This window comes from Paenibacillus pabuli (genome assembly GCF_039831995.1).
In the GTDB taxonomy this organism is placed as follows: Bacteria; Bacillota; Bacilli; order Paenibacillales; family Paenibacillaceae; genus Paenibacillus; species Paenibacillus pabuli_C.
Genome location: NZ_JBDOIO010000003.1, coordinates 1,200,106 through 1,216,371, shown reverse-complemented (window position 1 = coordinate 1,216,371; position 16,266 = coordinate 1,200,106). Strand labels below are relative to the sequence as shown.

At 44.6% G+C, this 16,266-nt stretch carries 16 protein-coding genes and 1 riboswitch; of the genes, 13 read left to right on the top strand and 3 right to left on the bottom strand.

Annotated features, from left to right (window positions below):
- Window positions 1-40 precede the first annotated feature (40 nt).
- Window positions 41-958 carry an AraC family transcriptional regulator gene (locus ABGV42_RS07460; RefSeq protein ID WP_347381099.1) on the bottom strand — a complete coding sequence of 306 codons (918 nt, stop codon included), beginning with the start codon at window positions 956-958 and terminating at the stop codon, window positions 41-43.
- A gap of 235 nt (window positions 959-1,193) precedes the next feature.
- Here ABGV42_RS07460 and ABGV42_RS07455 point away from each other — a divergent pair, with 235 nt between their 5' ends.
- The 8 genes from ABGV42_RS07455 (at window position 1,194) to ABGV42_RS07420 (ending at window position 9,052) form a co-directional block, all read left to right on the top strand.
- Entirely contained in the window at window positions 1,194-2,180 is a 987-nt protein-coding gene (locus ABGV42_RS07455; RefSeq protein WP_347381098.1) for an aldo/keto reductase, read from the top strand.
- A gap of 60 nt (window positions 2,181-2,240) precedes the next feature.
- Window positions 2,241-2,441: a hypothetical protein gene (locus ABGV42_RS07450; protein WP_347381097.1), complete on the top strand. Its 201-nt coding sequence runs from the start codon at window positions 2,241-2,243 to the stop codon at window positions 2,439-2,441.
- 86 nt (window positions 2,442-2,527) lie between these two features.
- Complete coding sequence (locus ABGV42_RS07445) at window positions 2,528-3,682, top strand: MFS transporter (RefSeq protein ID WP_347381096.1); 1,155 nt, start codon at window positions 2,528-2,530, stop codon at window positions 3,680-3,682.
- 288 nt (window positions 3,683-3,970) lie between these two features.
- Window positions 3,971-4,603, top strand: a complete 633-nt coding sequence (locus ABGV42_RS07440) for a pentapeptide repeat-containing protein (RefSeq protein WP_347381095.1) — start codon at window positions 3,971-3,973, stop codon at window positions 4,601-4,603.
- Window positions 4,604-4,654: 51 nt separating this feature from the next.
- A riboswitch (guanidine-I (ykkC/yxkD leader) is annotated at window positions 4,655-4,754 on the top strand.
- A gap of 106 nt (window positions 4,755-4,860) precedes the next feature.
- Entirely contained in the window at window positions 4,861-5,202 is a 342-nt protein-coding gene (locus ABGV42_RS07435; protein ID WP_239298191.1) for a DMT family transporter, read from the top strand.
- Window positions 5,199-5,513 (top strand): DMT family transporter, encoded by a 315-nt coding sequence (locus ABGV42_RS07430; RefSeq protein WP_110822322.1) that lies wholly within the window; start codon window positions 5,199-5,201, stop codon window positions 5,511-5,513. The genes ABGV42_RS07435 and ABGV42_RS07430 overlap by 4 nt, the downstream gene beginning before the upstream one ends.
- A 110-nt stretch (window positions 5,514-5,623) precedes the next feature.
- On the top strand, window positions 5,624-6,970 hold the full coding sequence (locus ABGV42_RS07425) for a DEAD/DEAH box helicase (protein ID WP_347381094.1): 1,347 nt from the start codon (window positions 5,624-5,626) through the stop codon (window positions 6,968-6,970).
- Between the two features lie 315 nt (window positions 6,971-7,285).
- The gene (locus ABGV42_RS07420) at window positions 7,286-9,052 is read left to right on the top strand and encodes a glycoside hydrolase family 2 protein (protein WP_347381093.1); all 1,767 of its coding nucleotides are present in this window, start codon (window positions 7,286-7,288) and stop codon (window positions 9,050-9,052) included.
- Between the two features lie 196 nt (window positions 9,053-9,248).
- On the opposite strand, the gene ABGV42_RS07415 is transcribed toward ABGV42_RS07420, so the two are convergent.
- Both ABGV42_RS07415 and ABGV42_RS07410 read right to left on the bottom strand, forming a co-directional pair.
- Window positions 9,249-9,674: a MaoC family dehydratase gene (locus ABGV42_RS07415; RefSeq protein WP_347381092.1), complete on the bottom strand. Its 426-nt coding sequence runs from the start codon at window positions 9,672-9,674 to the stop codon at window positions 9,249-9,251.
- 35 nt (window positions 9,675-9,709) lie between these two features.
- Entirely contained in the window at window positions 9,710-10,579 is an 870-nt protein-coding gene (locus tag ABGV42_RS07410; RefSeq protein ID WP_347381091.1) for a MurR/RpiR family transcriptional regulator, read from the bottom strand.
- Between the two features lie 178 nt (window positions 10,580-10,757).
- Here ABGV42_RS07410 and ABGV42_RS07405 point away from each other — a divergent pair, with 178 nt between their 5' ends.
- The 5 genes from ABGV42_RS07405 to ABGV42_RS07385 all read left to right on the top strand — a co-directional run bounded on the left by ABGV42_RS07405 (window position 10,758) and on the right by ABGV42_RS07385 (window position 16,266).
- Window positions 10,758-11,777 (top strand): Gfo/Idh/MocA family oxidoreductase, encoded by a 1,020-nt coding sequence (locus ABGV42_RS07405; RefSeq protein ID WP_347381090.1) that lies wholly within the window; start codon window positions 10,758-10,760, stop codon window positions 11,775-11,777.
- A 175-nt stretch (window positions 11,778-11,952) separates the two neighbouring features.
- A complete protein-coding gene (locus ABGV42_RS07400) occupies window positions 11,953-12,948 on the top strand; it encodes a LacI family DNA-binding transcriptional regulator (RefSeq protein WP_347381089.1) in 996 nt (331 codons plus the stop codon).
- 137 nt (window positions 12,949-13,085) lie between these two features.
- Complete coding sequence (locus ABGV42_RS07395; protein ID WP_347381088.1) at window positions 13,086-13,964, top strand: helix-turn-helix transcriptional regulator; 879 nt, start codon at window positions 13,086-13,088, stop codon at window positions 13,962-13,964.
- An 87-nt stretch (window positions 13,965-14,051) separates the two neighbouring features.
- Window positions 14,052-15,326 carry an ABC transporter substrate-binding protein gene (locus tag ABGV42_RS07390; protein ID WP_347381087.1) on the top strand — a complete coding sequence of 425 codons (1,275 nt, stop codon included), beginning with the start codon at window positions 14,052-14,054 and terminating at the stop codon, window positions 15,324-15,326.
- Window positions 15,327-15,375: 49 nt separating this feature from the next.
- Window positions 15,376-16,266 carry a carbohydrate ABC transporter permease gene (locus tag ABGV42_RS07385; protein WP_347381086.1) on the top strand — a complete coding sequence of 297 codons (891 nt, stop codon included), beginning with the start codon at window positions 15,376-15,378 and terminating at the stop codon, window positions 16,264-16,266.

The following is a 16,266-nucleotide window of genomic DNA, read 5'->3' as shown; positions in this document are numbered from 1 at the left end:
CGTCCTTTTTTTGTTCATTATTATTGAAACACCTCAGAAGCTATTCGCTCAAGATCAGATCGTATTTTTCCTTCAATCGTTTAATATCACTTCGTGGAGGCGCGCCGAACATGCGTGAATATTCACGGCTAAACTGGGAGGCACTTTCGTAGCCAACCCGAAAAGCGACATCGGCCGCATCAGCAGACTCCGCCATCAGAAGGCGCCGGGCTTCCTGTAATCGCAGTTGTTTTTGAAATTGCAGCGGGCTCATGGCCGTGATCTCCTTGAAGTGCCGATGGAATGAGGATACGCTCATGCTGGCCGTCTCTGCGAGTTCTTCGACGCGAAAAGGCTGCTCCCAGTGATGAACGATATACTCGATAGCTTCCCTGATCCGGTACGTGCTGCTACCTTCTACCGCGATCTGAGCCAATTCGCCTCCATAAGGTCCCTGGAGAAGACGGAATAAAATTTCCTTAGTGTACAATGGGGCCAGGAAAGGAATTTCCTCCGGAGTATCCAGTAAGCGGATCAGGCGAAGAACAGCATCCTGTATGGAAGATTCCATCTGTCCCACGAACATGGCTCGTCTGGCGTTTTCTTTGGAAGTGACTTGGATATTGCATTCGTTCAGTACTTCCATAATCTGATTCGTCGTGAACTCAAGCTTAAGACTTAGATAAGGTGCTTCCGTGGACGCCTTAATAATCTGTCCAATGACCGGAAGATTCATGGAAGCGATCAGATAATTGGATGGTCCATATTCAAAGCGCTCCTGTGCGAGCAATACTTCCTTTACACCTTGCACGATTACGCAAAAAGCAGGCTTATACACTCTGTATGCCGGTTCGGTAATACTTGTATGGTGATAGAAAAACAGTGAAGGGATCGCCGTTTCCATCGCACCGTTACGTTCGGAGTGACGCTCAACCAACTCGTTCAGTTCCCGTTTTTGTTGAAGTAGCTCCTCGGTCATGTAAACTCCTCCTTACGGCGTTAACCTCGTTTTATTATACGGCTTAATTCTCGAAAGCAAAAGAACCTGTGATAGGAATAGGCAATCAATTAAGATAAATGATATACCGCCTGGTGAGCATGCTTCAGCATAATGAGATTAACCTCACAGAATCAAGCAAGTGAGAGTGTGTGTGGAGCACGAGTACCCGTATTGTCGTCAATGAAAAAAATCAAATGAGGAAGGATGATGAAAGATGCAAAAACGCATATTGGGAAGCAGCGGGTTGGAGGTTTCGGCCATTGGCCTTGGTTGTATGGGAATGAGCCATGGGTATGGTGCAGCTTCGGATAAGAGGGAGATGATCTCCGTTCTTCAAGAAGCTGTGGAACGAGGTGTGACGTTTTTTGATACCGCTGAAGTATACGGGCCATACACCAATGAAGAGCTTGTTGGTGAAGCACTTAAAACCGTTCGGAATCAAGTCGTCATCGCCACCAAATTTGGTTTCGATATACAGCATGGCAAACAGAGCGGTATGAATAGCCGGCCGGAACATATTCGCAAAGTGGCGGAAGAGTCGCTGCAGCGTCTGCAGATTGAAGCCATTGATCTGTACTATCAGCACCGGGTCGACCCGGATGTACCGATCGAGGAAGTGGCAGGAGCAGTTCAGGATTTGATCCGGGAAGGAAAAGTAAAACACTGGGGACTGTCCGAGGCAGGTGTGCAAACGATCCGTCGTGCACACGCCGTACAGCCTCTTGCAGCAGTACAGAGTGAATATTCCCTGTGGTGGAGACGTCCTGAAGAGGAGTTGATCCCTGCATTGGAGGAACTTGGGATTGGTTTCGTCCCATTCAGCCCTCTAGGTAAAGGTTACCTGACAGGAAGCTTCAACGCAAAAACGACATTTGATCAAGGTGACCTGCGTAACATTTTGCCTCGTTTTACGCCTGAAGCGCTTGAAGCGAATCAGGTATTGGTTGATTTATTAAAAGATAAAGCGGATGAACTACAGGCCAGCCCGGCCCAAATTGCGCTCGCGTGGCTGCTTGCCCAGAAATCTTGGATTGTGCCGATTCCAGGCACGCGCAAATTGAGCAGATTGGAAGAAAATCTGAATTCGGCAGATCTTAAGCTCAAGCCTGAAGATGTGCAAAGTATAAATGAAGCAGCCTCAAGGATCACATTGGTGGGTGCACGATATACGGAAGAACTGGAGAGAAGAACAGGTCTTTGACACTTATGAGAATGGTGGAGAGTCAATTTCTGCTGCGAGTTAACAGGAGTTTGTAGAAAGTTGGTGGATAAGATGATCGAGGAAGTAATGAAAAGTTTGAAGCAGATCTTAGCCGACAGACTGGAGTTTCAGATCAAAATGGAAGAAAATTCAATTTTCAAGGATGCATACCTCAATTATTGGTTTAAGTTAACTTCACAAGAAATCAGTTACCTGGAGGATGCCTATATCCCTCATCCGGTGACGGGCAATCTGAGTTAGAGTTTAAAATAAAATGCATGAAGTCGCCCTGCTGGCGACTTTTTTAATAGTTGAAGTGATGTTGACTGATCAGGAGGGATGTACGGTTGGAACGTTTATGGACCAGGTCCTTTATTTTGATGACATTGGGATTGCTTTTTTTATTTACTGCTTTTTATATGCTGTATCCTACGCTGCCGCTATTTATTAAAGAGATGGGCGGCAATGAACAGCAAGTGGGCCTAGCGATGGGGGCATTGATGTTATCTTCAGTCCTATTCAGGCCCTTTGTCGGTGGAATGTTGGATCGATTCGGCAGACGTCCGTTTATGATTGGAGGGCTGCTTGTTTTTATTGCATCGATGTATATGTATAATTGGGTTGGTGGAGTCTTGGTACTGATGGGGCTCCGAATTATGCATGGTATAAGCTGGGCAATGTCGACGACTTCCATGATGACCGCCGTCACCGATATGATTCCGGCCAATCGTCGTGGAGAAGGGATGGGTTGGTTCAGTACCTCCATGACTTTCGCGATGGCGATTGGCCCCATGATCGGATTAAGTATCATGCAAGGCCAATCCGATCAGAGCATGTTCCTGTTTGCAGTTGTGCTATCTGCCGTTGCACTGTTATTGACGCTTGCTGCTAAAATGCCGTTCACACCGACAGCGGATCAGAAGAAGATTCAGATATTCGAAAAATCCGTCCTGCCTGTAATGGCACCCATATTTTTTCTTTTTGTGGCTTATGGAGGAATTACAACGTTTGTTCCGCTATTTGCAGCTGAGATCCAGGTCAATTCCGGTACTTTTTTTCTCATCTACGCAGCAACCCTCGCTCTTTCTCGTCCAATCGCAGGAAAACTTTCTGATCGAGTCGGAGAGGTAGTTGTGATTGTGCCGGCTCTGATCATTACCATGGCGGCACTACTTGTCTTGAGCTTCTCGACCAGTTTGTTTGGAGTGTTGTGTTCTGCGGTTCTATACGGTATCGGCTTTGGATCTGCGCAACCTGCTCTTCAGGCCATAACACTACGTATGGCGCCGAAGGAGCGACAAGGTGCTGCCAATGCCTTTTTCTCGACGGCCACGGATCTGGGGATCGGTCTGGGTGCGATTTTGCTGGGATTGGTTTCGGAATACATGAGCTACAGTGTTCTATTTAGTGTCAGTGCCTTATCTGTTTTTGTAGCCTTACTGCTGTTTGCTATATATGTGAAAAAGTTCATTCCGGGGCAGAAAGCATCTTTTTTTTGGTAAATTCTTGGCACTGTAATACCATTGGCGAATATGCCCATCTGCAGGAACGGAACAGGTTCCATGTCACGATGGCTTAACAGTTCGATCAGCTTGCTCCGCAAAACCGGGAATTAAAAGTGGATAAACAGTTTTGCTGATATTTCTTCAAAGGTGTAACATGGGAGGAGCAGGAAACCATAATCGATGCCGTGGAGTAAAAGGTTCGGCCTTAACTTATGCATATGGACAATGGTTTTATGGATACCAGTCGATTGCGAATCGCAGCTTATAAAGAAGCGGGGAAGAAACATGAAAATAGATAGCCCGAAAATTCAGGAACAATTGATGACCATAGAAACCACTCAGGTATTGGAGTCCAAAGCAGAATACCGGAATCTACTCATTGAAAATAGCTCACTTGATAACCAGGAAGCAACCAAAGCATCCTTTGAGAATGTCATTTTTAGAAATGTGATTATCTCGGATTCCTCGCTGGAACAATTTGAATTTATGGATGTTGTTTTTGAGCATTGTGATTTTTCCAACGTCAATTTCTCAAGTGCAATCATGCACCGGGCATCATGGATAAACTGCAAATTTGTTGGCACCGATTTTTCTAACAGCCGAATGCAAAACGTACAAATAACTCAAAGTGTGGGAGACTACTCCAATTTCAGGTTTGCCCACCTTAAACACGTCTCTTTAACTGAATGTTCATTAATCAGTGCTGACTTTGCCTATCTGGCATTGCAAAAAATGGTACTCGACAACTGCAATATCGATCAGGCTTTCATGACAGGGACAAAATTGAAAGGATTGGATCTTAGCAATTGCCAATTTGACTCTTTGGCTTTGAACATGGAAGATTTGAATGGCTGCGTCATCTCACCCTATCAAGCGGCTACCTTCGTCGGATTAATGGGGATGATCATTAAATCATAAAGGGCTTGCCGCCAGAGGAGAAGTGTGTATAATAGGAAACATAAAATCATACGACATGCTTTCTAGGGTTCCGCGATATTAGATCGGTCTGGTCCGAGAGAAAGCTCATAACCTGATGGTTGTGCCACGGAGGGATAAAAGCCTGGGAGATAAACTGCTTGAATGCAGTTTGTTTCCTGGGTTTTTTTTATTTGCTCTCTAAAACACATACTAATCGTTGTTGTATGAAATGTGAACCAAAAAGGAGTAGGTCAAAAATGAACAAAACATGGTTGTCTGTTATTATTGCAGCCCTTTTCGAGGTGGGTTGGGTGATTGGCTTAAAGCATGCGAGTGGTCTGTTGGAATGGGGAGCAACGGTGATCGCCATTGCCGTCAGCTTTTCCTTGATGATTGCGGCTTCCCGTACACTCGATGTCGGAACGGTATATGCGGTATTTGTCGGATTGGGAACGGCTGGCACGGTGCTGGCAGAGATCCTGTTATTCGGTGCTGCTGTCCAGGCTGGGAAAATGATACTCATTGGTGTGTTACTGCTCGGTGTAATCGGACTGAAAATGGTAAGCAAGCAGAAAACGAAGGAGGCGCATCATTCATGAATTGGGTATTTCTTATTATGGCAGGCCTATTCGAGATGCTGGGTGTATTGATGATTAATAAATGGAACAAGGACCGTAATTGGATATCTATTCTGCTATTAGTTGCAGGTTTTGGGTTGAGCTTCTGGCTGCTGTCTCTGGCCATGAAAACGCTGCCCATGGGGACGGCTTATGCTGTTTGGACAGGAATAGGTGCTTCCGGAGGAGCGATTCTTGGCATGATTTTCTATGGAGAATCCCGAAACGCATTGCGGATTTTGTTTATTGCCATGGTGCTGGGATCCGCGGTTGGGTTAAAACTGGTGAGCTGACATTGGGATTAAAAGATAATATACAGATCGCCTTTTTAATGGTATCCTTATTCGTTACGTGATAAAACAAGATACATCTAATAATATATGGACGTAATGAAGGAGACTCAATGAACTTTAAAGACTTGAATATTATTCCCCCAATCTTAGAAGGTTTGAACAAAGCGAACTATACGACCCCTACACCTATTCAGGAACAAGCGATTCCAGCCGTATTGGCAGGCAGAGACTTGCTTGGCTGTGCGCAAACAGGTACAGGGAAGACGGCGGCATTTTCGGTGCCCATCATTCAATTATTAAGCGAAAAGCCTAGTGGTCCCAGACCAGGACGCCGTATTCGTTCCTTGATTCTGAGTCCAACTAGAGAGCTGGCTATCCAGATTGCGGATAACATTAAGACGTACAGCCGATACACGGATATTCGCTGCGCTGCTATCGTTGGTGGTGTTTCACAGAAGGTGCAAGAGCGAGCGCTGAGCCAAGGTACAGATATTATTATCGCAACGCCAGGCAGATTGATGGATCTGGTTAACCAAAAACGGATTGATTTGAAATACATTGAAATTTTGGTCCTGGATGAAGCTGACCGGATGCTGGATATGGGCTTTATTCATGATGTGAAGAGAATCATCTCCAAGATGCCGAGTAAGAAACAAACCCTTTTCTTCTCAGCTACGATGCCTCCGGAAATTACAAAAATGGTCAAAACGTTACTGACTGATCCTGTGAAAGTTGAAATTACGCCAGTGTCTTCCACGGTAGACCGAATTGAACAGTCTGTGTATTTGTTGGAGAACGGTAAGAAACAACATATGTTAAATCATATTTTGCAGGATAAATCTATTGTTTCGGCATTGGTGTTTACCCGCACGAAGCGCGGTGCTGACCGTGTTACACGTGAGTTGTCGAAGGTAAATGTTACTGCTCAAGCTATTCATGGCGATAAGTCTCAAAATGATCGACAAAAAGCGCTGAACAATTTCAAAAGCGGAGTCACACGAGTGCTGGTAGCGACAGATATTGCGGCAAGAGGAATTGACGTTGAAGAGCTCTCTCATGTAATCAACTTTAACCTGCCTAATATTCCGGAAACCTATGTACATCGAATTGGTCGTACGGGTAGAGCAGGGCATAGTGGTATGGCAATCTCTTTTTGCGATAAGGAAGAAATGCCGTTCCTCAAGGATATTGAGAAGGTGATCAAGAAGAGCATTCCGGAAGTAAAAGATCATCCTTATCCGATGACGAGTGCTCCTGTGTTTGTAAAAAACAATAAGGGATCGAAGGCAGCAGCCAACAATTCCATGACCAATAAACCGGCAAAGACGAAGACGAACCCGGCGCGCAAACCCAAGTCCGAGTGGTTTACCAAGGCGGGGAAAACAAACCATAGTAATAAAACGAACGCAAGAACAACAAAGACTAGAACAAACAACAGCAAGTTGAGTAACGTTTAACAAATGATTGAATCGTAATATCAGCTCCTAGGAGTCTAACTTCATCATGGTAGACACGCCAATCGCCGAAGATCATTGCAGCAATGATTTTTGGCGATTGGCGTGAAATAGTAAACGAAAGCATTAGATACATATAAACGGTATCTAATGCTTTTTTAATGCAAAAATAGATAGAAATCAATTTGAAAGCGTTGACATAAGGGAGTGGTCTCGCTATAATTCCGGTATAAATACAACATAATTGTAACTAATGCTTGAATCATTTATTTTTATTGTAATAATTATACCCACTATGTGAAGATCGGAGAGAAACAAATGACAACGAAATCGTATATCAAAGATTATCCGAGACCGCAATTTGTTCGCAAACAATGGCTGGACTTAAACGGAGAGTGGGATTTTAGCTTTGACGACAAAGAAGAGGGTGTAAAAGAGCGTTGGTATGACCAGGCTCAATTCCCGAAAGGGCTCACCATCCAGGTTCCTTTCACATACGAAACCAAAGCAAGCGGCATTGGCGACGAAACATTTCATCCGCGGGTCTGGTATCGCAAACAGGTGACAATCCCTGCTGAGGCACAAGGCAAAAGAACGATTCTACACTTTCAAGGGGTGGATTATCACGCAAAATGCTGGGTAAACGGAACGGTTGCGGGTGAACATGAGGGAGCTTATGCTGCATTTTCCTTCGACATCACGCCATACATCCATTACGGTGCGGAGAACAGTATCATACTCGAAGTGGAAGATAGTCAGAGCTGTGCACAGCCTAGGGGAAAACAGCGCTGGGTGGATCAGAACTTTGAATGTTTCTATGTACAGAGTACCGGAATATGGAAAGGTGTCTGGATTGAATTTGTTCATGACACAAGAATCGATTCAGTCAAGATGACGCCTGATATTGACCGGCATATGATCCGTTTGGATTTTCAACTGAGCGGAATCGAAGGCAAAAACCATTTGCGTATAGAGACACAGATCGAGCTGAAAGGCCAGCATGTACAAACGGTCAGCCTGTCACCTGACAGACCATGGGCCACACTTGAGATTGATGTGCGGCACGAGGCTGGAGGTCCATGGAAGCAGCTGCTCTGGGCTCCGGGATCACCAAACCTATATGACATTGAGTTCGTTATGTATGAACATGAGCAGGAAATCGACCGTGTACAATCCTATTTCGGCATGCGAAAAATATCGATTGAGAACGGGCAAATTCAATTGAATAATGGTCCGCTCTATCAACGACTGATTTTGGATCAAGGCTATTGGCCGGAAAGCCACCTGACCGCGCCTTCAGAGGAAGCCTTGATTTTGGATATTGATCGAATAACTGAGATGGGATACAACGGTCTCCGTAAACATATGAAACTGGAAGATCCCCGCTTTTTGTATTGGTGTGATGTAAAAGGAATGCTGGTCTGGTCTGAGATGGCGTCGACGTTCGAGTTTAATGACGAGGCGGTTACCCGATTCACGAAGGAATGGCTGGAGATTGTGCCGCAACAATACAACCATCCAAGCGTAATTACCTGGGTTCCGTTCAATGAATCATGGGGAATTCCAGCCATTGCCCATGATGTTAGACAGCAGCAGTTCACGCAGACCATCTATCATCTGACCAAAACAATTGATCCTTATCGTCCGGTTGTGACAAATGATGGCTGGGAACATACCATTTCGGATATTCTTACACTTCATGATTATGTGGAGGCGGGCGAGGTGTTTGAGCAGCAATATCAGGATAAGGAACGGATCGTAAACAATCAGATCTCCTTCAATCAATGGAAGTATGCGTATGCCGAAGGACACCATTACAAGGGCCAGCCCATTATCATTAGTGAGTTTGGCGGCATAGCTTTCCAATCAGACAAGGGATGGGGATACGGTAATCAGGTGGATTCGGTTGAAGCCTTCATTGCACGTTTTCGTTCAATTACGGGTGCAATCAAAGCGGTCCCCTACATCTCGGGTTATTGTTATACTCAGCTCACGGATGTGCAGCAGGAGGTTAATGGCTTGTTAAATGAAGAGCGTGATCCGAAAGTGCCTTTGGATGTCATTCGTAAAATCAATCTAAGCTAAATTGCGGTATTGGAATTCCGAAATTAACGAAGATGTAATATGGATCATGAGGTTACGTAAGGTGTCAACCGGTTGCGAGTGCAAACAAAGAAAAGGAGCAGTAATACAGGGATGGTGTATTACTGCTCCTTTTTATCATTTCATGAAGTAGCCATTTTTCGATACTCCTTGCGAAACAGGTTGAACTTGTCTTGACTCAATTATCAATCAATGCGCTTAATTCGGCCTGAAATACTTTTTGATGATTTTGATTATAGGTCGTGAGCTGCACGGTAACAACGCCATTGCCTCGTCGTCTTGGGAGCAGTTCAATCACTTCCGCGACTACTCGCAGCTCATCATCCGGAAATACAGGCTTGATGAACAGGATATGATTCATCCCCGTACCTGCAACAACATCCTCTCCGTAAACGCCCACTTCAATCCAAAGTTTGAAGGAGATGTTCATCGTCTGCATGCCGGAAGCAATCAGGCTGCCGAATCGTCCTTTTTTGGCCTTTTCCTCATCCAAATGCATGTACTGCGGATCATATATTTTTGCAAATTCCACAATATCGGTCTTGGACAGTTTAATAGATTTGGTTTCGTAGCGTTGACCTACGACAAATTCACTGAATTTCAATGTGGGCACCTCGTTCTCTACGTATGTTTAGTTACTTATATATCATTCATCATGTCATTCAGGGCAAATTTCTGGAGAGACTCTGTGGCGGTTTGTTTATTCTTGGCATAGTCCAGATTGTAAATGCAGGAGAATAACACGTTTAACACATATTCCAGGGCAATTTGCGAAGAAATGGTGCCAATCTTGGCGAACTTCTCCTCATCGTTGGCAACCTGTATACATAAGGTACTCCATTTTGCCAACTCACTCTGGGTGGTTGCAGTTATTGTAACAAACGGAATACCTTCACGTTTGAAATGCTGTGCCGCCTTCGTGTAGCTCAACGACTTCCCGTGATACGTCAGAAACATGGCGCAGTCTCTTGAAGTTACATTAACGGTATGGTACGCCCACTCGGAGAGTTCCGTCGCAATGACAGCATACTTGTTGATTTTAATCAATTTATTTTGAAAGCTTTTGGCCCGGATCTGCGAATCGCCCAAGGCATAGATGAAGATTCGATCTGCTTGGTTCAGCAGCAGTGCCGTTTGGGTAAGCAGGCCGTCGTCCAGAATGGCGGCGTTTTTTGAGATCGTTTCTTTCATCAAATCGGCAATCTCTGCAGCCACCTGAAGAGTAGATTCACCGACACCAAATGGATAATTGGCATCAACATGGTTGGAACCATTCTGGGTACTTTGCTGGAATTCACGGGCAAGTGTGATGATAAATTCCTTGTAACCTGTGATCCCGAGTTTGCGTGTTAGACGGTTTATGGCAGAATGCGATGTATATGTAACTTGAGCAAGCTCCTGAATATTGCAGTGAAGCATGCGTTCCCGCTGACTCAAAATATAAGATGCAATGCTCTGTTCGTTAGGTGTAAAATGCTGCATTTCTGACAATTGCATCAGCAGTTTCAATCGGTTCACCCCGGATTCTATCATTCTTTTGAGTTAAAACGATGATTAATTGAACATTTTGCCCAATATTAATGTGCCATAATAACTGAACTTTGGTCAAATGTACCATAATGCATGGATAACCTTTACGCGCAGCGTTCCTCTTCTATAATGAAAGAAAAAAGCAGGAGGGACAACCATGTTAACGATCGGTTATGTTGGGAATGGCAAAAGCACAAACCGTTATCATCTTCCTTTTTCATTGAATCGGAAACACTTAAACGTAAAAACGATCTACGCCCGGAATCCGGACAAGACGGATTGGGACAAGGTGCCAGGGATTCACTATACGAATGATATCTCGACCCTGATGAAGGATGAAGAGATTCAGTTGATTGTGATCTGTACGCATACGGAATCACATTATAGTTACGCCAAAATGGCTCTCGACCATGGCAAACATGTGCTTGTCGAGAAGCCGTTCATGTTAACAAAAGAGGAAGCGGCATCCATCTTTCAATATGCCAAAGAGAAAAACCTGGTTATCCAATGTTATCAGAACAGAAGATATGATTCGGATTTTCTTACAACTCAAAAAGTCATTGAATCCGGGAAGCTTGGGGAACTTCTGGAAGTGGAGATGCACTATGATTACTATCGCCCCGAGACTCCGAATGGCACGACTCACTTCTCTCCATACAGCAGTTACTTATACGGACACGGAGTGCACACGATCGATCAAGTCATATCCTATTTCGGAAAACCGGACACGATTCGTTCTGATGTGCGCCAATTACTCGGTACTGGCAGAATGAATGATTACTTTGATCTGGACTTTTATTATTCAAATCTCAAGGTATCCGTTAAATCGAGCTTTTTCCGTTTAAAACCACGGCCGAGTTTTGTTGTATATGGTAAAAGCGGAGTGTTTGTCAAACAGACGGAGGATCGTCAGGAGGAACATCTGAAATTATTCTACCTTCCCAAGGGACATGCCGATTTTGGTGTGGATTTGCCTCAACATTATGGAACGCTGACCTATCTGGATGAAGAAGGTGAGTACCATGAAGAGAAGGTGGTCTCTGAAAAGGGAGACTATGCCCGTGTGTACGATGATCTATATGAGGCTATCATTCACGGCAAAGATAAAGTTATAAAAGACGAAGAAACGATAACGGTGATGGGAATTCTGGAAGAGGGGATTAAAGGCTTAATGTGATGAGATGACTTTCATAGGTACTGATCATATAGAAATTACAAATTAGTAACTTTTCCCTATAAAAGGAAGGTGGCGAGGGAGACATGCGCCAGATGGCGTGATAAAATGCAGTGAATGATTTTTATTATGGCGTTGTTGAATAATCAAAGAGAATGGTCTGTTGAGGAGTATTATGATGATAACCATCAAAGATGTAGCCAAGAGGGCTGGTGTGGCCAGTTCTACCGTATCCTGTGTAATTAATGGGAAAGACAATGTTAGTGAACTGACCAGGCAGAAGGTGCTTGCTGCAGCTAGCCAGCTCAATTACGTGAAGCATGGACCTGCTTCGGAATTAAAACGTAAAAATACACAAACCATCGGCGTGATGGTTCACGATATGTCCAGTCCGTATTTCTCCGATCTCGTACCAGGCATCGAATCAGCCATTAAGAGTCATGGTTACGATCTGATTGTATGCAGTTCGATGGGCGGAGAGAAATCTACGGCCAACAGATATATTCGGGAAAAAAGAATAGACGGAGCCATTGTGATCGCGCAGGATATTCCGGATAAATTGCTCAGGGAAGCTGCATCCAAGGAATTTCCAATCGTGGTTATGGATCGGGAGCTGAAGAATGAACATATCGTAAATGTACGAATGGATGATGAGCAAGGGGGCTATTTGGCAACAAAATATCTGATCGATCAAGGACATCGTACTATCGCTTACATTAATGGACCATTCAGTTCGGATTGTAATCTTCTTCGTTATGAAGGTTTTTTGAGAGCGTTGGACGAAGCCGGCATCGAAGAAAAAAGCGAGTGGAGACTAAGTGGAGAATTCTGTAAAGAGAGTGGTTATCATGCTGCCAAGATGCTGATGGAGAGTGGTCTTCCCTCGGCTGTGTTTTTTGCAAATGATGACATGGCAATCGGTGGTCTGGAAGCATTTCGGGAGTATCACATTTCAGTGCCGGAGCAAGTATCTGTCGTTGGATTCGACGATATCCATATATCACAATATGTTTCTCCCCCGCTAACAACGTTTCGACAGCCCAAGACAGATGCCGGATTGCTTGCCGGACATTTGCTCATCCAAATATTGAACGGGGAGCAGGTTAAGCCAGTATTTACCTTGGATATTCAATGTGTGGAACGTCAATCCGTCCGTTTCATCACAAGTGCATAGTCTCTCTTAAGCCGCCGATTTGGCGGTTTTTTCTTATAATTATTTATTTTCATGATCGATTCGAAAGGAATCCTGCTCCCCATGCATAATATGATTATTAGGGGTTGGAAATTGGAAAATATGGAAAGGGTGATCTGATGGGAGTTCCAACGTTTCTTGAAACAGGTCATATGACAGAAGGGTTTCCGATCCGGGTAATTCACACGGGTGAACAGTTTAATTTTGCTGCACACTGGCATGAAGAGGTTGAATTGGTCGTTGTGAATGGTGAACGCGCAAGAATTGGAGTGAACAGCCAGGTCTATGAGCTCGCGCAAGGAGACGTTCTACTGATCAAACCAGGGGATGTACACTGTTTTTTGCCAGGCACAGATCATCTAACGATAATCCTGTTTCGGCTGGAATGGTTAACGGGGAATGTGGCAGCAGATCATGAATCCCATGACCTCCGCGAACTTTTTCATAAAACAACAATGATTCCGTTGCCCATCTGTAATGAGAAGAATCTGGACCGGTATATAGAAGCCATTTCTGAGGAGGAGAAAAAGCAGCAGCCGGGATACCGATGGTTAATGGTAGCAAGGCTGTATGATCTCATAGTCCACCTGCTGCGCACCAAGGAACCAACGACGGAGGCATGTGCCTCTAAAGAGACCTGTAACGCTTCCAAAAGATTCGAATTTCTTGAATCCGTCTGTGAATATCTGGAGGAGCATTACGCTGAACCCGTCAAGCTGGATCACGTCGCTGAGCACATTAAATTCAGCAAATTTCATGTGTGCAAGCTGTTTAAGGAAAATAAGGGAGTCACCCTGATGGAGTACCTGAACCACTTTCGTATTATCAAATCGGAATGGGCATTATTGTTTAGTCAGACCTCCATTTTGGATATCGCCATCGGGCATGGATTTAACAATGTGAACTCCTATAACCGACTGTTCAAAAAATATAATGACTGCACACCGTCTGAATTCAGGAAGAAGCACCAGACCCATATCACAAAATATGAAGGATGATTCACAATATTTGAGGAGAAAGCCCTCTCCAAAATCACTATACTCGAATAAAATGTAAGCGTTTCCTTTTAATAAAGGAGGGGGCCCATGAAGAAATTTAAATTGAAGTATCTCTCGATTATTGCACTTGTAAGTGCAGTGATGATTGTGTCCGGTTGTCAGGCCAAGGGAGAGCACGCATCTAAGCAGGAAGAAATCACGGTGTGGAGTTTTACAGATGAAGCAGGTTATGCCATTGAGAAATTCGAAGAAAAGTATCCAAACATCAAGGTGAATTTCGTCAATATCCCCGGCAACTTTTACATTACCAAATTAAAATCCGCACTGCAGACCACCTCGAAAGCGCCTGATGTATTTATGATCGAAAATGCAAACATCAGAGAGCTGATTGATGTACCTTATCTGGAGAATCTGTCTTCACCTCCATATAACGCGAATGAGCTAATACCAGAGCAATACCCATTTGTGCAGGCGAATGAAAAGGACAGTGAAGGCCATATTCGCGCCATTGGGTATCAGGGTACACCGGGTGGTATCTATTATCGCAGGGATTTGGCCAAAGAATATTTAGGAACGGATGACCCCGTGAAAGTGGGCGAGCAGATCGGTACATGGGAGGAAATATTTGAGATTGGAGAGAGGGTGCAGCAGGAGAGTGGAAATAAAGTGCATGCACTGGCAAACTGGAATGCCATATCCAATTCCTATGATGGAATCCCATGGGTGAAGGATGGCAAGCTTGTCATTGATCCAACCTATATGGAGGTTCTGGACCTTGTGCGGGAAGCTCGTCAGCGTAAGGTACTAGCGGAATATGAAGAAGGAAGTGCGGGACATGCCGCATCGATGCAAAAGGGGGAAGTGATGTTCTACCCTGGAGCAACCTGGGCTCTGCAATATACCTTCAAGGCCAATGCGCCGGATACCGAAGGCTTGTGGGGGCTTGCCCCTGGTCCGTCTTCATTTAGCGCAGGGGGCACGTATATTGCGATGTACAGTCAGAGTGATAAAAAGGATGCGGCTTGGAAGTTTATTGAGTTTTATAACTTTGACCACGACTTTCTGTCCGAGCTGGCCAAGGAACAGGATTATTTTACAAGCAACATGGTCGTGAATGACCAACTGGCACCATCCGTGACTTCAGCTTATTTAGGAGGGCAAAAGCATTTCGAGTTTTTCTCCGAGGCAGCCAAACAGGTTCCAGTCTACGAGCGAACCAAGTATGACTCCATTATTAATAGCGACATTTATAAAAATGTCCTTCAGTTGTATCTCAATAATGACATTCAGACCAAGGAAGAAGCGGTGAAGCGAATCAAACGCGATGTTAAATTGAGATTTCCCGAACTGGAAGTGGAATAGCCGAGGAGAACGAACCCTTTTAATCATCCGATGACTGGAGGAACACATCATGTTTGCCAAATCTATCCGCAAAGACCATTATGGCTACTATTTTATCGCTCCATTTTTTATTATCTTCACCATTTTTGGACTCTATCCCATTCTGTATTCACTGTACATCAGTTTTACCAACTTTGATGGCATTACCACCCCTGAATTCGTTGGAATAGGAAACTATGTTGCCGTTCTGCAAGATCCGCTGTTCTATAAGACGCTGTTCAACACCTTATTTATCTGGGGGGTATCTGTCGTTCCGCAGCTTACCGTCTCTCTTGTTCTTGCTTTTATCCTGAACGATAAGCTGCTTAAGGGAAGAGACTTCTTCAGAGCCGTATATTTTTTCCCTAATATCGTTACGGCTGCATCACTTGGCTTGCTTGTCAGCCTGATCTTTGACTGGCAGTCCGGCGGACTGAATCACTTCCTGGTTCAGGTTGGGATTATCGATGACCCGATCAACTGGAAAAATGACCCGTGGTTTATGCGACTTATTGTGTCAGCCATTCTGTTCTTTCAATATTTCGGATATTCGATGGTCATCTACCTTGCAGGCCTTCAGGGAATAGACCCGGCACTACAGGAAGCGGCTCAGATGGATGGGGCGAAGAAAAAGCACATTTTCATTCATATTATCGTTCCGATGCTGCGTCCGATCATTCTGTTCCAGATGATTACATCCATCATTGGAGGCATTCAGATTTTTGACCAGCCTTTCACGCTCACGAATGGAAGTGGTGGCCCGGACCGTGCAGCCATGACAAGCATTATGTATCTCTACAATGTGGCATTCCAAAGTACACGCTTCGGTTACGGCGCAGCCATCGCTTTCTGCCTGTTTGTAATCATCATTCTCTTATCCGTTGTATCCTTCATCATGACCAGTCGGAAGAGCCGTTCATAG

Excerpts from the sequence above, each read along its gene's own strand:
- ABGV42_RS07460 (WP_347381099.1), bottom strand. The coding sequence starts at position 958 with ATGACCGAGGAGCTACTTCAACAAAAACGGGAACTGAACGAGTTGGTT.
- ABGV42_RS07455 (WP_347381098.1), top strand. The coding sequence starts at position 1,194 with ATGCAAAAACGCATATTGGGAAGCAGCGGGTTGGAGGTTTCGGCCATT.
- ABGV42_RS07440 (WP_347381095.1), top strand. The coding sequence starts at position 3,971 with ATGAAAATAGATAGCCCGAAAATTCAGGAACAATTGATGACCATAGAA.
- ABGV42_RS07435 (WP_239298191.1), top strand. The coding sequence starts at position 4,861 with ATGAACAAAACATGGTTGTCTGTTATTATTGCAGCCCTTTTCGAGGTG.
- ABGV42_RS07430 (WP_110822322.1), top strand. The coding sequence starts at position 5,199 with ATGAATTGGGTATTTCTTATTATGGCAGGCCTATTCGAGATGCTGGGT.
- ABGV42_RS07425 (WP_347381094.1), top strand. The coding sequence starts at position 5,624 with ATGAACTTTAAAGACTTGAATATTATTCCCCCAATCTTAGAAGGTTTG.
- ABGV42_RS07420 (WP_347381093.1), top strand. The coding sequence starts at position 7,286 with ATGACAACGAAATCGTATATCAAAGATTATCCGAGACCGCAATTTGTT.
- ABGV42_RS07405 (WP_347381090.1), top strand. The coding sequence starts at position 10,758 with ATGTTAACGATCGGTTATGTTGGGAATGGCAAAAGCACAAACCGTTAT.
- ABGV42_RS07400 (WP_347381089.1), top strand. The coding sequence starts at position 11,953 with ATGATAACCATCAAAGATGTAGCCAAGAGGGCTGGTGTGGCCAGTTCT.
- ABGV42_RS07395 (WP_347381088.1), top strand. The coding sequence starts at position 13,086 with ATGGGAGTTCCAACGTTTCTTGAAACAGGTCATATGACAGAAGGGTTT.
- ABGV42_RS07390 (WP_347381087.1), top strand. The coding sequence starts at position 14,052 with ATGAAGAAATTTAAATTGAAGTATCTCTCGATTATTGCACTTGTAAGT.
- ABGV42_RS07385 (WP_347381086.1), top strand. The coding sequence starts at position 15,376 with ATGTTTGCCAAATCTATCCGCAAAGACCATTATGGCTACTATTTTATC.